Raw genomic sequence first — 21,666 nt, 5'->3', positions numbered from 1 at the left:
TCGAATAATCACTAAAAATCAATTACGGTCTTTTCGAAATTTATATCTCAATCTTAGACTCGTGTGTAGGTATGGGAATCTCAGACTTACTCGATCCGTCCGGCATCGCGGTCATCGGCGCGTCTGCGACGCCAGGCAAACTGGGTAACGACGCGATGGCGAACGCGAAAGAGTTCGACGGCCCGGTCTACCCGGTCAATCCGAAAGGCGAGGGCGAGGTCTACGGGTACGAGTTCGTGGACTCGGTCGCAGATACTGATGCAGATCTGGCGCTCTGCTGTGTCCCCGCGCCCGCCACACCCGGCGTCATCGAGGACTGTGGAAAGGCAGGCGTCGGTGCCGCCGTCGTCTTCGCCGGTGGGTTCGCCGAAGCAGACGAGGACGGCAAGCAGCGACAAGCGGAGATCCGACAGATCGCCGAGGAGTACGACATCGCGGTTCTCGGCCCCAACACGGCCGGCCACATCATTCCGCACAAGAACATCTTCAGTTCGTTCGTCCCCGGCTTCGACGAGATCGAGACGGGCGAGGTCGCCATCGTCGCCCAGAGTGGCGGCGTGGGTGTCACCTCGACGTTCCAGCTCGAACGGGAGGGCTACGGCATCTCCGGGATGTACGGTCTCGGGAACCGCGTGAACACCGACTTCGACGACGTCATTCCGATGCTCGACGAAGACCCCCAGACGAAGGCGATCGGCCTCCACATCGAGGGGACCTCCGAGATCGATCAGTTCGAGACCGTCGTGGAAGACGCCGACACGCCGATCGTCGCGCTCAAGTCGGGCAACCGGATGCACGAGTTCGTCCAGTCGCACACGGCGGCACCGAACCAGGACTACGAGCGCTACGAAGAGATCCTCACCAACAACGGCGGCGTGATGGCCGACTCCGTGACCGAACTGCTCGACGCGAGCCGCGTCCTCGGAAAGTCGCCCGTTCCGGACGGCCCGAACGTCGGGATCGTCACGGCGCAAGCCGGCCCCGGGATTATGATGGCCGACTACCTCGCTGACCAGGGCGTCAACTTCCCCGAACTGACCGACGAGACCCACGAGAAACTCGACGATCTGCTCCTCGGATTCACCTACGATCAGAACCCCGTCGACACGGGGCGTCCGATGCCGCAGTTCGGCGAGGTCATCGACGCGGTGGCCCGCGACGACAACGTCGACATCGTCCTCGTCTACGAGATCTTCGAGCACTCGCTCGGCTATCCGGTCGAAGAACTCGAACAGCTCAGAGAAGACCTCGACAAGCCGATCGTCTTCACGGTCGCTGGACCGTACGACGCGCTCGAACCGGACCGCAAGCGGATGGAAGACCTCGGTATCCCGACGTTCGACGCCCCCGAACGCGGTGCGTACGCCACGTCGGTCCTCGTCGACTCGATCCGTTAGGCTCTCTGGGCCCCACGGCCACGGCCTTCTCGACGCGGTCGATCCTCTCACCGTGGGTCGGTCGACACGGACGCACGCCTCACGTCGGTGGCGTCGACTCACCGACTGCGGGGCGATCGGCCCACGTGCCGACGTCTCTCTGAGGGACTGCCTTCGCGACTGTAACGACGCGTTCCGTGTCTCCGCTTTCTCTGTTGCCGAGGCGGCACTCCTCGTAGACTGCCAGCCGATCTATCTTATAATTCAAGCGAGTGCTTCAGAATAACATAACTACGCAGACTATTCGCGACTAGCATCAGTAGATCGCAAATTCGATGGACTCAACTCCGTTGCACCACGTGCGTTCCCTATGGTCCCTACCCGACGGACGCTCCTCCAGACCGCCGGTGCAGTTGCAGTGAGCGCGCTCGCTGGCTGTTCGACGGCAGACTCAATCGGCGCCGACGACCCGGCACGCACGTACACGCTCGACGTCGACCGCGTCGAAGCCACCCCCACGGAATATGCGCTCTACGAACCCGACGACGGGGCGTTGTTCGGCGATCCGGCACGGGCCGCGCTGGATCGTATTCTCCCGGACGGCCGCTATACGACCTACGGGTACGAACCGCTCCCGGACGACGCCTACGTGGAGTACGACGGATCGTACTATCAGACGGAACAGGTCGTGACCGGGCGCAAAGAACTGTCCCGCCCGCTCGTGCGCGTCGAGTCCGTACCGTCCGAAGACGTCCCCGATAGCGCAATCCTGATCGACTCGCTCGAACAGCCCAGCGCGCGGGTGCTCAAGATCCTCCACAGTTACACACAGACCGGCGGCGAGACCAGCACGGCGGAGTTACTGCGCGACGACGCCTACGTACTTCGCCGACCAGCCGAACTGGAGAGCCGGCTCGCGACGGGAGCGTTGGACGGCCAGGTCGTCACGATGACCGAGAGCGGGACGTGGGCCTACCGCGTGCACGTGAGCCGTGAGCGCATTATGGAGACCGCATACACGGCGCTGGCAATCGACGTAGCCGATTCACGGGCGGCGTTTCGTGACGTCGTGTTCGGCTCCCGAATCGACGCCGAGGTGACGGAAGACGCGCTCGCTGCAGGCGTCCGAAACCTGCTCGATCAGGCAATTGAACGGGGTAGACACGAAGAGACGACTCCGCTCTCGGCGGACTTCGAGACGCTGCTGGATGCCCTCGGACTCGGGGCCGTAGACCGCGCCGCGAACGGACAGTTGTTGTGGTACGACGAGGCGCTGTTCCGATACGGACTCTACGTCAACGAGGCGGACGAGTAGACTCAGACAATATATTTGATATATACTAGAATACAATATTATCTGACCGAATGGGCGGAACAGTATATGAATCAGCGTCGAGACGGAGCGGCGTTTGTAACTGATAACGCTCCTCGTACGACGGCGTTGATACGAGGACGTGAAGACGTGCAGACGCTACTGTATGACTCCCAAATCGGACGTATTTCGAGAGCCTCCGACAGTTGCCGGAGCCGTCCGGTTCGCCACGCGTCCGGTTGACCGGGGGACATCAGAGTGGCGTAACGGGCGACTACCGAGAGAACTGGAATTATAACAAGACGAGGAGTGTACGAAGGTTCACCTATCAGTATGGTCGTCTGTACGAGAGTGCGGATCCCGGCCGACGAGTTCCTCCTCGCCGACGCACTGAGCGAACGGCCCGGCGTCCGAATCGAACTCGAACGAGTGGTGCCGTTTCGCGAACGGACGACGCCCACGCTTTGGATCGCTAGCCAGGACGCGCCGTGGGTAACGCAGGCCGTCGGCGGCGACGAGACCGTTGACGAAGTCGAAGTCCTCGATGCAGTCGACGGGGGGTTAGTACTCCAAGTGGACTGGGCCGCGACTTCGACACCGTTTCTCGACGTGATCGCCGAGGCGGATGCGACGTGTCTCAAGGGGATCGGCACCGCAGACGGCTGGTCGCTGACGCTCCGCTACCCGACTCACGAGGCGTTCACCGCCTCGTATCACCGCTGTAGCGACGAAGACATCGAGTTCTCCGTCGAGAGCGTCCGGAGTTCCGCCGGGATCGCCGACTACGGCGTCGAATCGATGCTCACCGAGCCACAGCGCGAGGCCCTGAACGAGGCGCTCGCCTGCGGGTACTTCGACGTCCCGCGGGGCGCGACGCTTCAGACGCTCGCGGACCGACTGGGCATCTCAGATACGGCCGCCTCCCAGCGCCTGCGGCGAGGGATACAAAAAGTGCTCTCGGAACAGCTCAGGTGAGTCGCCGTCTCAGCTCCGCGGTAGGAGCGTCGGGCGGCGCGCTCACCGCGTGGTCGCCAACGCGACGTAGGACCCTTCCTCGGCCGTGATCCAGGCCGTGGTCTGGCCACCTTCCGGGGGGTCGACCGGGTGGATCGTGCACTCGCTCGGCTTGTGTTCGTATTCGACCACCGTCGCACGGAGAGGAGTGAGCCCCTCGTCGAGGTCCCCTTTCGATGACATCTCGTCGGTTCATCCGGGATGACAGGACCTTGTAATATGTCGAATACTCTCATACGGGAACGGCTACTCGTCGGAGCGTGGTGACAGCCTGCTCCGTTTTGGTTTCCTTTACAGTAGTATACTTGTAATACTGTCTGCCTGTCGAATAAGAGACCACATCAGGTCCGTTCTCAGTTGGCTACAATCCGAATATTCTGGGTTTTCAACGCCTGATGATAGCGTTTCCGGATCGCATCGGATCCGGACGCGCCTGCGGTTGGTAAGGTCATATTACTGAGTTTACGTCGTTTCGTTCGTCGTCTCTTCAGTCGTTAAGCTCGTATTACCGCAGGGGACGCTTCGCTTCAGGGACACGCGCACGCCGCTCCCGGAGGCGTCGATCGCGACGGCGTCGCCGCAGGAGACGTTCGCGAACGTGTGTGAGCTGGTTTCGCCCGGGGCGAGCGAGCCGCCGCTGGCGAGGTCGACCGCGGTGCCATCGACGGAGGTCTCGATCTCCGTGAGATCAGTCCCCGCAGCGAACTGATTCGAGACCGTCACGTCGAGATCGGCGGTGCCGTTGCTCGCGTTCGTGGTCGTGCGCTGGAGGCCGAGGTAGGCATCCTCGTCGCCGACGACCTGGACCTGCACGCCCCGGTCTGCGTGTACCGAGCTGTACGCCGCGGTGTTGGAAACGAGCGCGAGCGAGGCGAGCAGCGCGGCCACGAGCACCACTTGACGACGGTCGATCATCCCTCGTCCACCTCCGGCGGCTTCTCGCGCGCGCCCAGTCGCATCCGGTAGTAGTTGTCGTAGAAGTGGCCGACCGACGAGATAGTCAACGCGGTCAGGACGAACACGCTCCAGGTGAACGGTTCGACTAACGTGAACGGGAACAGTCCGGCCCAGTAGCCGAGCAGACAGAGCCCACAGAAAGCCGAGAGGCCCAGATAGTAGATCCCCCAGGGGATGTCGCCGCCGGTGAGCGAGTCGACGTAGAAATTCGCGTCGGCGGCCTCGTCTGTGAGCGTGACCGTCCCGCGCCGCGCATCGTACTCGATGAACCCGTGGTCGTCCATCTTCGGCAGGTGGAACTGCCGCAGCGCGTTGCGGACGCGCTTTCGTTCCTGATGTGTGAGCGCCTCGATCTCCGTGTCGTTCTCCCAGCTCGCGACCCAGTCGGTGAGTTCGGAAACTGAGACGTGTTCTCCCTTCCGTTGTTTGAGATAGTGAATCGTGAATCGACGGCGTTGATTGCTGAGCACTTCGAGCAGTTCGTCGTTCGAGAACTCCGGGCCCCCAACCGACGACACTTGTCCGTTGCTCCGTTGTGCCTTACTCATCCTTCCGTCCCGAGCCGCAACACGTATCCTCCCATTGCCGATCCATCCTTCGGGTCAACTGACTTTCACTTTAGTATAGACTCTACATACTATCCCAAAGGCTCTATGCACTGTCTACTAAACCAATCATATATTCGATATTTAATTGCGGGACAAATCCCGGAGTCGCGGATGCGTCCCCCGTACACCGACCATAATCGAGCAAATTATAGTAGATACTAAATTGACATAATTGGGTGATTACACACTCGATCGCGTTTAGCGTCGAAATCACGGCTGAACAGCCCACAAAGAGACCCCCAGAAAGTGTCAAACAGTCCCCTCGAAATCCGCGGGGTCTCTTTCCTGGATCCACTGGTCGTATATTCCAAAGTGGGTCGCACCTGATGGATTGGATACGCGCCGCAGTGGACGACAGTGTGACGGGCGGTGCCGACGTCGTCGACATCTGCAGGTGGGCGCGTGTAAACGAGGTCGAAAACCAATGCAACGACGCAAATTCGTGGTCGGACTCGGATCGCTCGCCGCCGGCGGGGCGGCTGCAATGGGTACAGGTGCGTTCGCGAGTGTGCGAGCAGAAAGAACCATAAATGTTGATACGGCAGGCGATGCCAGTGCCTATTTAGCTATCGATGCATCCGGTAGCGTTTACGCCGCTCAGACTGGTAATACAGTTGAACTTCAGTTTGACGGAAGCAACGGGGGTCAAAATGGTGATGGCTTAAACGCGAGAGCGGACACGGTCTTTGCAAACGTACTTCGAGTAGAAAATCAGGGGACGAATACGATTCGGCTCGAACTCGGCAACGATGATGGCTCGCCTGCTATTGGTGATCTTTACCCGAATGAGGATCCTGGAGGACCAATGGCAGTGTACTATTCCTCTTCGGAACTTGATAACCCGGGTGTTACCAATATGATTCCATTTAATGCTAGTCCAGCTCCGAGCTATCATCCAAGTCCAAATTATTCTACTCAAGATCTTGGGCCAGGTGACGACTTGTATATCCACTTCGGGTTCTATCTGAATCACGACCTCCAATCGCTAGGGAGTAACGCGTCAACCAGTCTTGGAGATGTTCCCGACGATATTGGGCTCTACGCTGACGCAACTCCTGATACCGACGGGCTATAACACAGTCGTCATAATCTACTTTTTCGAATAGATCTATGACTGAAAGATGTAATTAACTATATAAGTACTAGCTATATTTAGTAATCAAGAGTGCGTAGTAAATAACAGATTGGAGAAGAAACAAACACCCACCAATGTCGGTTCGAAAGATAGCACAAAATCTTGTTGTCATAGCTGCAATTATTCTCGCTCTCTCGCTCGTATCTGGCTCCGTTCTCGGTCAACCGATTCTGTTAAGCTACGTTGAAACAGGTAGTATGTCTCCTACCCTTGAGCCCGGTGAGGGTTTCGTCGCTATCCCAACTCAGTTTGATAACTCTATAAGAGAGGGTGACGTCATCATTTTCAAAGCTGAGGAAATTCAAGGTGGTGGCCTCACGACCCATCGCGTTGTTGAGAGGACAGAAAATAGTTACATAACGAAAGGTGACGCCAATCCATTCACTGATCAAGACAGCAGTGAACCTCCCGTCAGACGGGCACAAATTGTCGCTCAGGCCTTACAAATGAATGGTGAGGTGGTAGCTATTCCACACCTCGGCAAGGTTGTTGAAGGAACTCAAATGGTACTCACAACAACTCAACGACACCTCGCTGGATTACTGGGAACGCGCTCTCTTCTCGGAGCCCAAGGATTCGCCTATGTATTCTTCTTTGTTACACTCATATGGTATATCCTCGGCGAATGGCGGAGCAGCAACACTCAACGTGCAGATAGAGAAGGGTCCCGAATGACAGGAGCCAACGTCCGACTCGTGGTCGGTGCGTTAGCTCTGTTGCTTTTATTAGGCGCAACTGCTGCGATGGTCGGACCGTCCGAAACACAAAAACACGAAATTGTAAGCTCAGAGTTCGAGTCCAACAGACCAACCGTTATACCAGCCGGAGAGTCAAACGATGTGATCTACCCGGTCAGTAACGGCGGTCTTGTCCCCGTGACCGTCTATCTGGTGTCGGCAAGCAATGGCGTTAAGATTCAACCGCACCAGACGTACGTCCGGGGAAGAACTGTAGTAAACGCTACCGTCACTCTCCACGCACCCGACGAAACGGGCTACTACCGCCGCTTCGTTACCGAACACCGCTATCTCGCGATCCTCCCGACCAGCGTCATCGACTCGCTGTACCGCATCCATCCCTGGGCACCGATCGTCGCCATCGACGCCCTCATCGGGATTCCATTCTACATCTTCGGCATCACGCTCCTCGGCACCGGACGAATCCGGAACCGCTCGCGCAGCCGCGATCTCTCGACGCTCACTCGCATCCGGCGCGCGATCAGGAATCTCTACTAGCCAAAAGGAAACTGTCCCACTGCGTCGCTCACGTTTTCTTCAGCACCTGGAACTGGTCGCCGTAGATGTCCTGCACCCAGTCGTCGAGGACCGCGTCCAGTCGGCGGTCCGCGGCGGCGAGCTTCGTGCCGTCGCTGATCGCGAGGTGTTGCCACTCCGCCTTTTCGTCGTCGTATCCGAGCGCGTGCGCCGTCTCCCCGACGAGCAGTTTCAGCGCGTAGATGCCCATATCGTTCTTCGCGGGGACGCCGCCGTAGGGCACGACCTCGATCTGTTCGTCTTCCAGCACCGCGAGGTCCGGGGGTCGAAGGGGCCGACTCGGAAGTTTCGTAATCGGTTTCATCAATTCGCCTCCGTGCGACGGGTTCGGGATCCAGGGATAAGGTTATGAACAGCGAATACGCCCGCGAGAGAGGGCCGCTCGAAGTAAGCACGGCGTCGCTCGAAACGGCGGTTCGAGGCTGTTCGGTAAAGACACCGGGCGATTCGGATAGCGTCGTGCTAACGAGAGGCACGACATTTCGTCGCGCTCTGTGGGTCCGCTAATTAGCCAGTAAAGACCGTTTGGGGCGTTCACGAGCGCCATAACGAAGGAGGAGACACCGAGAGAAATGTCTAATGAGTGAACGATCGCTTCGGGTGCGGGCGTTTCTCGACCGGCAGTTTCTCGTGGTCGTCGTCGTGCTCGTGCTGCTCGCCGGACTCGGCGGTTGGGTCACCTACACGACGCACGTCGATCCCGGGACGACCACCGAAGAGCACCCGGGGCCATCCTGGCGAACGACCGCGTGGTTCAACCACTCCGCGACAGTTACTGCGGACAACCCGGTGTATCCCGTGGGCACGACGCTCCGCGATCGGTCGATCTACTTCACCGAAGTCACGCCCGTGCTCTCGGGCGAGTACGTCTTCACCTACGAGGCGAGCGAGAGCGGAGACCTGGATGGAACTGTCTCGCTCGAACTCATCCAGCGGGGGATCGAAGAAGGCCAGGAGAACGCGACCGTCGTCTGGCAGACCTCCAGAGACTTGGAGACGACGTCGACGGAGTCGCTCGCGCCGGGTGAACGAATGCGCGTGCCGTTCGAGTTGGATATGAACGCGACCGCGAACCGGACCGAACAGATCACCGAACGGCTCGGAAACCCGCCCGGCGAGACCCAGGTGCTCGTCCGCGCAGTCGTCGACTTCGAGGGATCGGTGAACGGCCAGCAGGTCGCGGACGTTCGGAATCACACGCTCGCCGTCGGGCTTCAGGGAGGCACCTACAGACCCACCGAGATGGGGAGTATGACCGACCAGTACGAGTCGACGCAGACGGTGGCGGTCGACCGAACCTACGGGCCACTGCGGAGCTTCGGCGGCCCCGCCCTTCTCCTCGGGTCGCTGGTCGCGTTGGCCGGGCTAGCGTACGTGCGAAGCCAGGACCGAATCGAGCTCACTCCGGCGGAGCGAGAACGGCTCACCTACGAGGACGACCGCAACGACTTCGACGAGTGGATCTCCGAGATCCAACTCCCCGCGGACGCGTTCGACCTGCCGCGAGCGGAGGCGCAATCGCTGAGCGCGCTCGTGGACTTCGCAATCGACACCGACAACGGCGTCGTCGAAGATCCCGACAGGGAGGCCTACTACGTGGTCCACGACGGCTACCTCTACACGTATCGGCCGCCGGCAGAACCCGACGGAGACCAGTCGGGCGAAGAATCCGATGCAACCGAGGCACCCGAAGAGTAGCGAACGGCCAGCGGAGGAGCAGGGACCTCCTCGATCACCCCGAGAGTCGGTAGTCGAGGACCGAGACGCGACGCCCAAATTCTAATCGAAACGGGTCAGGTCAAGGCGATCTCGGCCAATAGCACAGTCACGTTCTCGCTGAGGAGACAGTCGAAACCCGCGGGAGGCCTGAGAGGAGAGCACTCGAAGCTGGAAACTGCGAGTGGCCCTGTTCCTCGTCGCTCCCCGGAAGCATTCGACATCCTCACGAGCGGCTATTACGAGCGGCGCTGTGGGTGCGACGGCAGAGGCTCCTGACGGAGACCGATCGAAAAAAGGGCGTCCGAAGACCGACCGGATGGTCGGTGTCTCGGCGTTACGCGTCGTTGCTCTGCGTCGAGTCGCTACTGCTGGACTCACTGGAACTGTCGCCGCCCGAACCGCTCGAATCGCTGTCGCCGGACGTACTGGCATCGTCGCCGTCGGAGTCCCCGGAGCTACTGTCACCGGACGTACTGGCATCGTCGCCGTCGGAGTCCCCGGAGCTACTGTCACTGGACGTACTGGCATCGCTGCCGTCGGAGTCTCCGGAGCTACTGTCGCTGGAACTGTCGGCACCGTCGCCGTCAGATCCGGTGTTCTGCTGCTGGCTGCCGGAGGTGCTTTGCGATTGACTCTGCTCGTTGTCGTCGCCGACCTGCGTCTGACCCTGGTTCTGGACGGTGGATTGCTCCTGCTGCTGGGCGTCACCGTCGCTCGAGGAGTCACCGCTACTCTGACTCTGGTCTTGGTCTGCGCTCTGGCTCTGGCTCTGATCGTTGTTGTCGCCGACCTGGACCTGAACCTGATTCTGGATGACGACCTGGCTCTGGGACTGCCCGCCGTCGGTCATCACCTCACCGGTCTGCTGGGTCTGGGTCTGACTGGACACCTGCGTCTGGTCCTGGAACGACTGCCCGTTCACGGTCGTCTCGATCGTCACCTGCACACTGGTGGTGATCTGACCGTCCGAGGAGGTCGTCGTGCCCTGGGATTGACCCTGTCCTTGACCGGAGCCTTCAGACACCGATTGCTCTTGGTTCTGCGACTGATCGACGGTCTGTTGCTGTTCGCCGTCGCCGTCGCTCTGATCCTGTGTCTGATCCTGGTCTGCGCTCTGGCTCTGATCTTGGTCGTTGTCGTCACCCGACTGCGCCTGTGCCTGGTCCTGATCGACCGTCTGCTGTTGACCCTGATCAGCGTCGTCACCGGACTGCGATTGCGCCTGTGACTGATCGCTGTTCTGCGTCTGGTCCTGCTCGTTGTCTTCGCCAGTCTGCTCTTGGTCCTGCGACTGATCGGTGTCTTGGGACTGGCCCTGCTGGCCGTCCGCACTCGACTGGCTCTGACTCTGGCTCTGCTCTGCGTTCTGATCCTGCGTCTCCTCGTTGTCTTCACCGGACTGCGTCTGATCCTGGGCCTGGCCGACGTCCTGGCTCTGGTCTTGATCAGCGCCGTCACCAGACTGCGTCTGGTCTTGCGTCTGCTCGCTCGTTGCGTTCTGCTCTTGGGCGTTGTCTGCTCCCGACTGCGTCTGGCTCTGCGACTGTGCGTCGGACTGCCGCTGTTCCTGATCGCTGTCCGTTGCGGACTGCGTCTGGTCCTGCGACTGCCCGTCCGCTTGCGACTGCGCCTGGGTGTTGTCGGTCCCAGTTTGGGCCTGCTGCTGGTCCTGGTCCGAGTTCTGACCCTGGTTCTGCTGGCTATCCGAACCGGACTGGGCTTGTTCTGCAGCCTGCTCTGAGGTCTGGTTCTGTGCTTGGGCGTTCTCCGCACCGCCTTGGACCTGGCCCTGCCGATCGGAGCTGCTCTGTTCTTCGTTCTGGCGGTTGTCTTCGCCGGCCTGATCCTGCTGCTGAGAGGCTGTCGATTCCTGACCCTGTGCTTGGGTGTTGTTCTCGCCAGCCTGGTTCTGCGCCTGTCTCTGGCCGGCGTCTTGGCTCTGGTCTTGGTCGTTGTTCTGACCGGTCTGCTCTTGGGTCTGTCCGCGAGCGATGGCCTGATCCTGACCCTGATCGCTGTCCGTGGCGGACTGCGATTGGTCCTGTGATTGGTCGGCGGATTGACTACTCGATTGGGTGTTGTCCTCGCTCACCGGGTCGTCACCGGCGTCGACGTTCCCATCGGCACCGTCCGCGTCGTCGACATCGTCGTCGTCGGAGTGGTGGTCGTTGGAGGTGTCGTCGTCACCGTCGTTGCCGTCACTCTCGTCGTTAGCGCCGTCCTCACCATCGTTGCTGTCGCTGTCGTTGTCGTTGCTGTCGCTATCGCTGTCGTCGTTGTCGTCCGAGCTGTCGTCCGAGCTGTCGTCGGAGCTATCGCTTCCGTCCGAACTCTCCTCGTCGTCTTCGTCGTCGCCCGAGACAATCAGCGAACTGTTCTGCGTCTGTGTGCTTCCGTTATCGCTTGCCGCGTCGGAGGCACCGTCGGACGAGTCACTGGAATCCTCGGTCGTCGACGGACCCGACTCGCCATTCGAATTTGGCCCAGTGTCACCGTCGTTCTCACCGACTGCTGCGGAGGAGCCTCCGCCGGCGTCGGCGCCCGATCCAACTATGTCTATGCTCGACTGTTGAGTGCTGCCATCCAGGAGTGGACTTCCTGAGCTCTGTAGCGAGACCGCCATTCCTGACGTTCCGAGAACGACAGCAATCGCTATGGCAACAATTACCAGCGAGCTACGGTTGAGCTGTGTATTCATTATCGAAGAAAAAACTGGCCGCCGTCAGGCGGCGAGCGCTTCGTTCAGTTACTGGTCCTGCGATTGGTTCTGACTGATCGTTTGACTCTGGCTCTGGTCGTTGTCTTCACCTGACTGAGTCTGGGACTGCTCCTGGTCGCTCTCTTGGGACTGCGTCTGGTCGTTGTCCTCGCCGGACTGCGACTGTGACTGACCCTGACCGGAGGCCTGGCTCTGGGACTGAGTGTTGTCCTCACCAGACTGCGTCGCGCTCTGGTCCTGGTCACTGTCCTGCGTCTGTTCCTGCTCGTTGTCTTCGCCAGTCTGGTCCTGTCCTTCGGACTGCGTCGAAGTCTGGTCCTGAGACTGACTGCTGTCGTCTGCAGACTGCGTCGCGTCCTGCGTCTGACTGCTGTCCTGGCTGCTGTCCTGGTCGCTGTCCTCGGCGTCCTGAGTCTGTGCCTGCTCCTGACCGGAGGTCTGCGTGCTGGACTGGTCACTGTCGTCACCAGTCTGCCTGGAGGTCTGCTCCTGACTGCTCGCCTGGTCTTGGTCCTGATCGTTGTCCTCGCCAGCCTGGTCTTCGCCCTGACCCTGCGTCGAGGTCTGGTCCTGCGACTGCGTGCTGTCGTCACCGGTCTGCCGGGCGTCCGCACGCTGGTAGTTATCCTGCGTCTGTTCCTGGGAGTTGTCCTCGCCGGCCTGGTTTTGACTCTCGGTCTGGTCGCTGGACTGGTCCTGCGTCTGGGTGCTGTCCTCGCCGGACTGCCGCGTGCGTTCACCCTGGTCGTTGGACTGGACCTGGTCCTGAGAGTTGTCCTCGCCGACCTGGGTCTGTCCCTGGTCTTGCGTGGCGTCCTGCGTGCGAGTCTGGGTGTTGTCCTCGCCGTCCTGCATCTGCCGGCCACGCTGGCTACTGTCTTGGACCTGCGCCTGCTCGTTCATCTCACCCGACTGCGCTTGGCCTTGTTCCTGAGCGGAAGTCTGGTCGCGCGACTGGGTGTTGTCTTCGCCGTGCTGGCGCTGGTTGCCGTTGAACTGCCGTGCTTCCTGGGACTGCTCCTGATCGTTTTCTTCACCCATCTGCGACTGCTCTTGACCCTGACTACTGGTCACGTAGTAGTCTTGGTCGTTGTCCTCGCCGTGCTGGCGGACGTTCAGTCGCTGACGGGTCCACTGCTCTTGATCCTGCTCGCTGTCGTTGGCGAGTTGCGTCTGGGACTGACCTTGGTCGATCTCTTCGCCGAGGTCCTGGTCGTTGTCCTCACCGCGCTGACGGACGTTCGCCTGCTGGCGCGCCCACTGCTCTTGGTACTGCTCGCTATCTTCGGCGTCCTGGAACTGATCTTGATCCTGGGAGATCTCTTCTTCGACGGTCTGGCTGTTGTCCAGGCCCTGCTGGTGGATGTTCGCCTGCTGGCGTGCCCACTGGTAGTAGTCCTGGACCACGTTAGTGCCGTACTGGTACTGTTCTTGATCCTGGTCGATCTCCTGGAGGACGTCCTGGGAACTCTCGTCTGCGTTCTGGCGGACGGTATCGTCCTGATCCGCTTCTTGGTCGCCCGTCTGATCGCTGTCGTCAGCCCACTGCTCTTGGTACTGATCTTGATCGAGGCTCTGGGTGACGTCTTGCGTGCTCTCATCCCCGTCCTGGTTGGCGGTCTGCGTCTGCTCGCCAGCCTGGGAGATGTTCTGGAAGCCGTTCTCGATGGCCTGTTGCACCTGCGTTTGGATCTGCGTCAGGTACTGGTAGACGGACTGTCGGCTGTCGGCTCCGTCTTGGGTCTGCATCTGGGACTGTCCCGCGTCCTGGTCGCTCTCCTGTTCGCTTTCTTCAGCGACCTGGCTGTGGTACTGGTCCTGTGCAACTTCTTGACCCTGGTTCTGTTCGTTGTCTTCACCAGCCTGAGTGGCAGACTCAGACTGTCCCGAATCTTGGTTCTGGGACTGGGCGTTCTCTTGGCCCTCCTGAATCTGCTCTTGGAGCTGTTCTAAGAACTGCTCTTGATCGGCTGTGTTGTCTTCACCACACTGATCGCCGCCGGCGACCATCACCGCGATTTGGCTCTGACTTTGCGAGTTGTCCTCGCCGGTTTGCGATTGTGCTTGTTCGCGCTCGAACGCTTGATCTTGTGTGCCTTCATTGTCCTCGTTGACAGCACAGGCGTTCGACGACTGTGCTGCGCCGATTCCACTCAATGTGAGTGAGAGAACGACGACAATGACCATCAACTGTGTTAACCTATGTCGTTTCATTGCGGGTCTGCACCCACTATCTCCTACCCTATTGTCAGTACATTGTTATCCACTCTACAGAAATTTCGTAGCAATCCCGTATATCTGACAAAGACACCGAGTGACCTAGGTAAAAACTCTCTGCCTCCGAGCGCGAAATACGCTCTCGGGGGCGATTTGGGAGGCCTGCGCGGTAAAGACTGTTTGTGAGATAGAACAACTACAATAACGACGCAGGTCCGCAGAGTCAACTGATCGGCACTCAGTGGAACGGTGGATGCGGCTACGTCTTTTCGTCACAACAGGGGGTAGCGCGTCGCGTTCGATCGGATTCGGCCTGAGACACAAGCGCGGGATTCACTCGGCGAGTTCGGTAGCAATATAGATAGCAACGTCGTCGAAGGGAGAGAACGGAACGGCTTTCCCGCCACTCTTCGAACGTTCACTCGGTAAGCGCGGACGTACCTACCGCGTCGGTTCCAATCGTGACCATACGGGCGGATAGCAAGCGTATACCAAAGGTCACACTGCAGTAATCACCTCGCAATGTCAGAGTGGGACGCCATCGGATTCGTAATCTCCTCGAAGTACCGCGTCGCCGTCTTCACAGTCCTCAGCGAGGGGCCGGCGACGACGACCGAGATCGCCGAGGCCGAGGGGCTCTCGCCATCGCACGTCTCGCGGGCACTCGGTCGTCTCCGGAGCCGATCGCTCGTCGAGTTGATCGTGCCCGAAGAACAACGGAAGAATCGGCAGTACGACCTCACCGATAAAGGTGAGCAGACCTGGACCACCATCAACACGGCAGGACTAGCAAGCGAGACGTGAACGATACCACCCGCCAGCGGGATCTCACTGACGCTGGCGGTTCGGTTCCGGGTGCGGCTCGGACTGGTAGGTGAGCCGCGAGTTCTGCTGGATGTCCAGCACGATAGCCAGCAGGAACAGCAAGATACCGAACCCTCCGACAGCAGGCACAGTAACCGGAGAGACGGCAGGAGTCTGCGTGAGCAACCCCGTGATTCCGCCAACCGCACCGAGCATAAGTCCGGTGATGCCGACCGTATAGCAGAGGACGACCGGGTGGAAGTTCCGGACTAGATACCGTTTCTGGATCCGATAGAGGAAGTTCCAGAGCAACAGCAGCGAGACGAAGGGCACGAACGTCGTATACCGGATGTTGCTCTCCTCGTCACCGTAGACGGCGGGGTGCGGGACCTCGGCGATCGTGAACCCGTGGACGTTGAGTTCGGTGAGGATGTCGTTGAGGAACCCGTATCTGTCGTAGAGCTTCTCGATCGGAAGCTCGCGGAGTACCTGCTGGGAGATCGCCGTATAGCCGTTCTGTGAGTCGACGAGACCCCAGTATCCGCTGGAGAGGTTCGTCAGGAAGGACAGCACCACGTTCCCGAACAGGCGCCAGCGAGACATTCCGTTCGTGTCGCCGCGGTTCTTCAGCCGGGTCCCTTTCGCGTAGTCGGCGCGGCCGTCGACGACGGGATCGAGGATGCGATGGAGTTCGTCAGGATCCATCTGCCCGTCGCCGTCGACGACGGCAACGACGTCGAGACCGTCGGCCAGCGCGCGGCGGTAGCCGTCCTTGACACACCTGCCGCGCCCCCGGTTCTCCTCGTGACGTTCGGTGATCACGAACTCCTCGCGGCCGTCGCCGACGTGGCTCGATCGCGACGCGTTCAGGCGAGCGCTCGCCCGCTGGATCTCCGCCCACGTGCCGTCGCTCGAACAGTCGTCGAACACGTAGACTCGGTCGACGATCGCTGGCATCGTCTCAAGGACGTCGCCGACGAGCCCTTCCTCGTTGTAGGCGGGCACGACGACGCCGACGGTGTGTTGCTTGTACATCGTCAGACGAGCCTCGAGTCAGGACTGGTATCCACAGCGGATTGCGCCCGCCGACCACTCGTGAGAGAGGAATAGTGTCCCATCGCAGACGGAGTCACACACCGTTCGGGTTTTGTTATGTTGAGCGTGTGCTGCTTGGGAACACGCGAGACACCCGCGGTAACGTATAGCTACTTCCTATCGACGCGGGGAACGTGAGTATAGAGCGCCAAACACGTCAAGCGGGTCTAGACTGCTCCAGTATTTGACTGATAGACGCGTCTGCGAGGATAGAATCGCAACGAGTCTTCATACACCTGACCGAAGGCTGCCTCGCGCTCAGAAGATATCAGTTGCAAATGCGACGATAGATCAGTCGGCCTCGTCGGCGACCCGAGCAGGTCGTGTCAGCGACAGCGTGTCGACGATGCGCCCGGCCGCCTGTCCGTCGCCGAAGGGCGGGTCCCACGCGCCGACTTTCCCGTGCATCAGCGACGCGGCGTCGACGATGTCGGCGGGGTCGTGACCCGCGATGACGTTGGCCCCCGCAAACGCCGTCTCGGGCCGCTCGGTGCCGTATCGAAGCGTGACGCACGGCGTCCCGAGGACGCACGTCTCCTCCTGGACGCCTCCGGAGTCCGTGAAAGCGAGGGCGGCGGTGCTCTCCAGACGGAGGAAATCGATGAAGCCGAGCGGATCGACCGTGCGAATGCCGTTCGGGACCGTGATGCCGAACGTCTCGAGTCGGTCCCGGGCCCGTGGGTGAATCGGGTAGACGACCTCTAAGTCGAGTCGATCGGCCGCACGGGCGACCCCGTCGAGGACGTTCGCGAAACTCTCGCGGTCGTCGACCGTCTCGGCGCGGTGCGCAGTCAGCAGCGCGAACCCACCCGGTTGGAGATCGAGTTCCGAGAGCACCTCGCTCGTCTCGGCTGCGACGCCGTCGTACGCCGTGATCGCGTCGACGACGGTGTTTCCGGTGACAGTAATGCGACTGTCGGGGAGCCCCTCCTTCCGCAGCAACGCGGCCATTTCCGTCGTTGGGGGAAAGAGGTGATCCGAGACGTGATCGACGACGACCCGATTCGTCTCCTCGGGCATCCCTCGATCGAAGCTCCGGAGACCGGCCTCGATGTGGCCGACCTCGATATTCAGCTTCGCGCCCGCGAGTGCGCCCGCCAGCGTCGAGTTCGTGTCCCCTTGCACCAGGACGACCGAAGGTTCGTGTTCGAGCAGTTCCGCTTCGACGGCTGCAAGCATCTCACCGGTCTGTTCGCCGTGCGTGCCGGAGCCGACGGCCAAATTCACGTCCGGGGGGTCAAGGTCCAATTGTTCGAAGAAGATCTCGTCTAGAGAGTCGGAGTAGTGCTGTCCCGTGTGGACGACGTGCGTCGACAGCCCACGCCGGTCACACTCTTTGAGAACCGGGGCGAGTTTGATGATCTCAGGTCTGGTCCCGAGAACGAACGCGAGTTCCGTGTCGGTCATCGCGCCACCTCACGCCGCGTCATCGTTTGCGTCGCGCTCGTGGTCGTCCGTGCCATAGACGACGATACCCGTGAACTGGTTTCGTTATTGACTCCTTGTGGCCGGAAGGGGCTTCTATACGAACCCGTCGGGTGAGAAACCACCGTCCGGCCGCTACGAGGAGTTGCGACTCGCGACCGAACACGTGCTCAGGGACGTCCCCTTGGGAGCGTGACAGGTCGCGTCCATCGTGATGATTTCGGAACCCATCGTCTGGATCGTACTGTTCTCGAAGAGGACCTCCTCGGTGTTCAAGAGGAGGATTCCGTGAGGGTACGGCGACCAGTCGACGTAGAGCCCCACGAACTGCGATTGAGGGCGGCCCGTCAGTTGGATAGCCGGTTCGGCGTAGGAAGAACCGATCGCGGAGACGTTTCGAAGCGTCGCCCGCCACGGTTTTTCGGGGACTGCGCCGAGTCGGGGATCCCGCGGGTCGTCGATACGGATCGCCTGAACGCCGTCGGCCTGAATGTCGAACTCGCAATCGCGAATCTCGAACGCGCCGGCAGACCCGTCGACCCACACGGCCGCCATCGTCTGCTGTGGCGCGCTCCGGCAGGTGAACGAGCACTGTTCGATTCGACCGCCAGCCTGGCCGAGTTCACCAGTCTCCCAGACGATCGAGTGGGGATTGATGAAGTCGTTGCTGTCGGGGTGGGCGTTCTCGATATCGATGACGAACTGACAGTTGCGAACGAGTGCCCCGCTGCCGCCGATACGGAGCGATGTCTGGTTGTTGTTGCGGAACCTGCTGTCGAGTATCTTCACTGGTCCGGGGGTTCGAGAGGCGTAGATGGCGTTCGTGCCGGTGTTTTCGATGTGGGAGTTCCGGATGACGAGCTCTCCCTTATGTCGGTTCCCCAGCCAGATGCAACTGTCGTTGGAGTTGCCGTCGAGGTGGCCGTGCGAGACGATGTCCGTCGGGCCCGTGCGGACCAGTCCGTCCACGACGGCTCTCCCGTCCGGTTTGAGAGCCATCGGTACGAGGCTGATCTTCGATCCGTCGCCGTGTTGCGGGTTGTACCCAACGTATTCGACGTCTTGCACGCGGATCTTGTCGTCCGCACGGAGCACGAGGCCCGTGCTCCCCTTCCGTTCGGCACTGTAGTCGAGAGTGATGTTCTCGACCAGTTGGCCGAGTCCCCCGTCGGTGCGGACGAGATATCGGCCCTCGCCGGGCGTCGTGACGAATCGCACGTCCCCGGGCTCGTCTCCGAGGCCGCGGATGCCCCAGTTCGTCACCGAGTCGACGCGGTGCTCCTCGGCGAAGTAGTAGGTCCCCGGTGGGAACTCGACGAGCGTGTCACCCCGATCGAGCGTCGACGCGAGCGCGTCGTCGATCGGTTCGTTTCCCTCGGGGTCCATCCCGAGGTCCGCGACCGCATCGACGACGTTCCCGAACGAGATCCCATAGCGTGACCGCCCCGCCCCCTCTGGGGTCGTGGAAGTCCCGCCAGGAGTCTCTGATCCGTCGTCCGCTGGCTTCCTGTCCGATTGGCCAGCCCCGAAGTTACAGCCGGCGAGCGCTCCGATACCCGCCAGGGCCGCGCTCCGTTTGATGAGGTTACGACGGTTCACCGTACTACTCCCTCCACATTGTGATCTTAACGTTATGAGTGTCCTATCGGTCTGTGATCTGGTCAGTCGAGGTAGTACACGGTGACGTCACCGTTCGTCTGGATCCGGTGCGTGGTGGGGGCGGCTCCCACCTGCCGGAACTCCGTGCTGGAGTATCGGAGCCCGCGATACACCTCCGTCTCGCTCTGTCGGTCGTACGCGCTGTATGCGAGATACCGGTCACCGTCGTAGTAGCCTCCCAACTGCCCGCCGAACACGGTGCCGTTGGGCGAATCACCGAGTGGGACGTCGCCCTCCTCGTACTGGAGCGCTTCGACGAACCGGTACGGGCCGACGCGGACGCCCAGAATCGGGACGTCGTCGTCTTGGTGTTCGATCAGTGTCTGATACCCCTCCATCTCTGTTTCGGTGACCTGGCTGTTCGGGAGGAAGATGTACGGCGACGAGAAGACGACTAACAGCGAGAGGACCAGCGCGATGACGGTCGCCGTCCCGAGAACGGGACGAAGGTCGAACGGGACGACAGAGCCGAGGTCGTCGTTCGATAGCAAGAACAGCGCGAGTGCACCGAGGAGCGTGACGACTGCCATCGCGAACCCGACCTGCCGGAAGAGATACGCGTCGATGTCGCCGAGGAAGTGGACCGCGAGGTACGGCGAGAAGACGAGGCCGCTGTACGCGAAGTAGACGACGACGCCGTCGCCACGGCGGACTGGTTCAGTGAGGTTTCCCCAGAACCGGGTCAAAACGAGGCCGACGGTGAGAAGCGAGTACACCAGCGAAACGCCGAACAGTTTCACGAACAGCTCGAAGAGGCTCGCGCCGACTGCCGAAGATGACTCTCCCCGCTGTTGAACGATCTCGGCCGTCTCCCCCGTTCCGGCGATCGCATTTTGGATCCCGGTCACCATACTCTCGAAAACCCGGACAGTGTTCTCGAACTGACTGGCCCAGAAGGCGAACACGAGAGCGAGCACGAGCAGTTGTCCGTACACCCCACGGAACTCACTGACCGAGTGTTCGGGTTTCCATCGTCGGTAGACGAACCGAACGCCGACGATCGTAGCCAAGACCAAGAGCACGTCGAATGCGGCCTGGGGGTGCAAGAGGACGAGCGTCGTCGAGACCAGCGGGAGGACGAGCGCCGTCGGAGAGAGTCGATCGGGCAGGACGCTGTCGGTGTGGTGTCCCGTGATGTGAGCGAAGACCAGGTAGTAGAAGAACGGTGTGAAGAACACCGTCATCGAGAACGGATGGAAGTGTTCGTGCACACTGACCTGATTGACTGGAAGGAGCAACAGCGCCGAAACGACGCCGAAGAACACGATCCGTCGGTCACGATACAGGACGTAGAGACTAAGCGGGACGAACACGACGAACAGGAGCTTGAACACGAGCGTTACGAGCAGCATCGACTGCCGGATCTCGATCCCCGTCGTCGCACTGATCAGGACCGAAATCAGGTGCGACGCGGGGTACAACAGGTCGGTCGGGACTAACAGCCCGTCGGCGATGTCTTTCGCCCACCCGAGATGGATCAGTGAGTCGCCGTGTCCGAAGAAGTAGTACCCACGGAGCGACGGCAACGCGAAGACGCTCACCATCGCGAGACTCACGAGGAACAGGGCGAAGCCGCCGTACCGGTCGCGGTAGGAGACGATCGAGACGGCGACGCCAACGACAGTTGCGACAGCGACACCGGCCCAGAACAGCGGCGTCGTCGCCGCGTAGATCGACACTTCGTACTGGGTGGCGCGGTCCAAAGAGACACCGACGAGTGCGCCCGTGAGCCCAAGGTAGCCGATCAGTAAGGCGATCTTACGACGTATTGCCGCGTCTGGCCCTCCGCTCGTACCCATATGCTTCCTCCGTTCCAGTTCGACGGGTTTAGTTATAACCAGGGTACTTCCGTCGTCGTCGGAGACAGAACGCTAGTAGAGGAGTGGTTACGCCTCGTCGTCCGCGACTGTCCGACGACCTGCAATCGCGTAAACGACCGCAGCAGCGACCGGACGTGAGCGGCGCGCCAGTTATCCAGTCGGTACTTAATACGGCGTGTCCGCAATCGTGGCGCGATGAAACTCGGCGGCGTAGACGACGGTCGAGTGTACGTCACTGCTGGACTCGACGTCGGCCAGTGGCGTCCACAGAGTGGGTTCGACCGTCGGGGACGTGTCCCCGGAAGTCACTCTCCCGCGCAGGTACTGCTGAATGCGCGGCCGACGAGGCGACTCCTGAGTCACGTCACTGGTCACGTGACACTCGCGAATCTGTGGCCGATCGGCGCTGGTCGGTTGCTCGCCACGAATAGCGACGGCGTCTATCTGTCGACCGACCGTGGACAGTCCTGGAGTCGGGTCCACTCGTTGCCGGCCTCTGCGGGGCCGATGGGAGTGCTACCGACGTCTGTGT

17 protein-coding genes are annotated in these 21,666 nt (G+C 60.7%); 7 read left to right on the top strand and 10 right to left on the bottom strand.

Annotated features, from left to right (window positions below):
* Positions 1-71 precede the first annotated feature (71 nt).
* From D3D02_RS08830 to D3D02_RS08820, 3 genes are all read left to right on the top strand, one after another.
* Positions 72-1,397 carry a CoA-binding protein gene (locus D3D02_RS08830; protein WP_121569614.1) on the top strand — a complete coding sequence of 442 codons (1,326 nt, stop codon included), beginning with the start codon at positions 72-74 and terminating at the stop codon, positions 1,395-1,397.
* A gap of 349 nt (positions 1,398-1,746) precedes the next feature.
* On the top strand, positions 1,747-2,691 hold the full coding sequence (locus D3D02_RS08825; RefSeq protein WP_121569613.1) for a hypothetical protein: 945 nt from the start codon (positions 1,747-1,749) through the stop codon (positions 2,689-2,691).
* Positions 2,692-3,039: 348 nt separating this feature from the next.
* A complete protein-coding gene (locus D3D02_RS08820; RefSeq protein WP_233560625.1) occupies positions 3,040-3,663 on the top strand; it encodes a helix-turn-helix domain-containing protein in 624 nt (207 codons plus the stop codon).
* A 42-nt stretch (positions 3,664-3,705) separates the two neighbouring features.
* On the opposite strand, the gene D3D02_RS08815 is transcribed toward D3D02_RS08820, so the two are convergent.
* The 3 genes from D3D02_RS08815 to D3D02_RS08805 form a co-directional block, all read right to left on the bottom strand.
* The gene (locus tag D3D02_RS08815) at positions 3,706-3,885 is read right to left on the bottom strand and encodes a hypothetical protein (protein WP_121569611.1); all 180 of its coding nucleotides are present in this window, start codon (positions 3,883-3,885) and stop codon (positions 3,706-3,708) included.
* Between the two features lie 279 nt (positions 3,886-4,164).
* Entirely contained in the window at positions 4,165-4,617 is a 453-nt protein-coding gene (locus D3D02_RS08810; protein ID WP_121569610.1) for a hypothetical protein, read from the bottom strand.
* Positions 4,614-5,207, bottom strand: a complete 594-nt coding sequence (locus D3D02_RS08805) for a hypothetical protein (protein WP_147435595.1) — start codon at positions 5,205-5,207, stop codon at positions 4,614-4,616. The genes D3D02_RS08810 and D3D02_RS08805 overlap by 4 nt, the downstream gene beginning before the upstream one ends.
* A 484-nt stretch (positions 5,208-5,691) precedes the next feature.
* Between D3D02_RS08805 and D3D02_RS20280 the strand changes: the two genes are divergently transcribed.
* Positions 5,692-6,342, top strand: a complete 651-nt coding sequence (locus tag D3D02_RS20280) for a hypothetical protein (RefSeq protein WP_147435594.1) — start codon at positions 5,692-5,694, stop codon at positions 6,340-6,342.
* Positions 6,343-6,476: 134 nt separating this feature from the next.
* Positions 6,477-7,637 (top strand): signal peptidase I, encoded by a 1,161-nt coding sequence (locus D3D02_RS08800; RefSeq protein ID WP_121569608.1) that lies wholly within the window; start codon positions 6,477-6,479, stop codon positions 7,635-7,637.
* 28 nt (positions 7,638-7,665) lie between these two features.
* On the opposite strand, the gene D3D02_RS08795 is transcribed toward D3D02_RS08800, so the two are convergent.
* Positions 7,666-7,980 carry a hypothetical protein gene (locus tag D3D02_RS08795; RefSeq protein ID WP_121569607.1) on the bottom strand — a complete coding sequence of 105 codons (315 nt, stop codon included), beginning with the start codon at positions 7,978-7,980 and terminating at the stop codon, positions 7,666-7,668.
* A gap of 275 nt (positions 7,981-8,255) precedes the next feature.
* Between D3D02_RS08795 and D3D02_RS08790 the strand changes: the two genes are divergently transcribed.
* Positions 8,256-9,374 carry a DUF5305 domain-containing protein gene (locus D3D02_RS08790; protein ID WP_121569606.1) on the top strand — a complete coding sequence of 373 codons (1,119 nt, stop codon included), beginning with the start codon at positions 8,256-8,258 and terminating at the stop codon, positions 9,372-9,374.
* A gap of 355 nt (positions 9,375-9,729) precedes the next feature.
* On the opposite strand, the gene D3D02_RS20275 is transcribed toward D3D02_RS08790, so the two are convergent.
* Together D3D02_RS20275 and D3D02_RS08780 are read right to left on the bottom strand one after the other, a co-directional pair.
* Positions 9,730-12,018, bottom strand: a complete 2,289-nt coding sequence (locus D3D02_RS20275) for a hypothetical protein (RefSeq protein WP_158599336.1) — start codon at positions 12,016-12,018, stop codon at positions 9,730-9,732.
* Positions 12,019-12,141: 123 nt separating this feature from the next.
* Positions 12,142-14,301, bottom strand: coding sequence for a hypothetical protein (locus tag D3D02_RS08780; protein ID WP_121569605.1), 2,160 nt, complete (start codon positions 14,299-14,301; stop codon positions 12,142-12,144).
* 552 nt (positions 14,302-14,853) lie between these two features.
* On the opposite strand from D3D02_RS08780, the gene D3D02_RS08775 reads away from it, so the two are divergent.
* Positions 14,854-15,135, top strand: a complete 282-nt coding sequence (locus tag D3D02_RS08775) for a winged helix-turn-helix domain-containing protein (protein ID WP_121569604.1) — start codon at positions 14,854-14,856, stop codon at positions 15,133-15,135.
* Positions 15,136-15,159: 24 nt separating this feature from the next.
* Here D3D02_RS08775 and D3D02_RS08770 read toward each other — a convergent pair whose 3' ends face one another.
* From D3D02_RS08770 to D3D02_RS08755, 4 genes are all read right to left on the bottom strand, one after another.
* Positions 15,160-16,170, bottom strand: a complete 1,011-nt coding sequence (locus D3D02_RS08770) for a glycosyltransferase family 2 protein (RefSeq protein WP_121569603.1) — start codon at positions 16,168-16,170, stop codon at positions 15,160-15,162.
* 351 nt (positions 16,171-16,521) lie between these two features.
* Entirely contained in the window at positions 16,522-17,637 is a 1,116-nt protein-coding gene (gene wecB / locus D3D02_RS08765) for a non-hydrolyzing UDP-N-acetylglucosamine 2-epimerase (RefSeq protein WP_121569602.1), read from the bottom strand.
* Between the two features lie 153 nt (positions 17,638-17,790).
* Complete coding sequence (locus D3D02_RS08760) at positions 17,791-19,254, bottom strand: right-handed parallel beta-helix repeat-containing protein (RefSeq protein ID WP_147435592.1); 1,464 nt, start codon at positions 19,252-19,254, stop codon at positions 17,791-17,793.
* A gap of 62 nt (positions 19,255-19,316) precedes the next feature.
* Positions 19,317-21,113 carry a hypothetical protein gene (locus tag D3D02_RS08755; protein WP_121569600.1) on the bottom strand — a complete coding sequence of 599 codons (1,797 nt, stop codon included), beginning with the start codon at positions 21,111-21,113 and terminating at the stop codon, positions 19,317-19,319.
* Between the last annotated feature and the right edge of the window lie 553 nt (positions 21,114-21,666).

This window comes from Halobellus sp. Atlit-38R (assembly GCF_003665925.1).
Taxonomy (GTDB): domain Archaea; phylum Halobacteriota; class Halobacteria; order Halobacteriales; family Haloferacaceae; genus Haloquadratum; species Haloquadratum inordinatus.
This window is presented reverse-complemented; position numbering and strand designations above follow the sequence as displayed.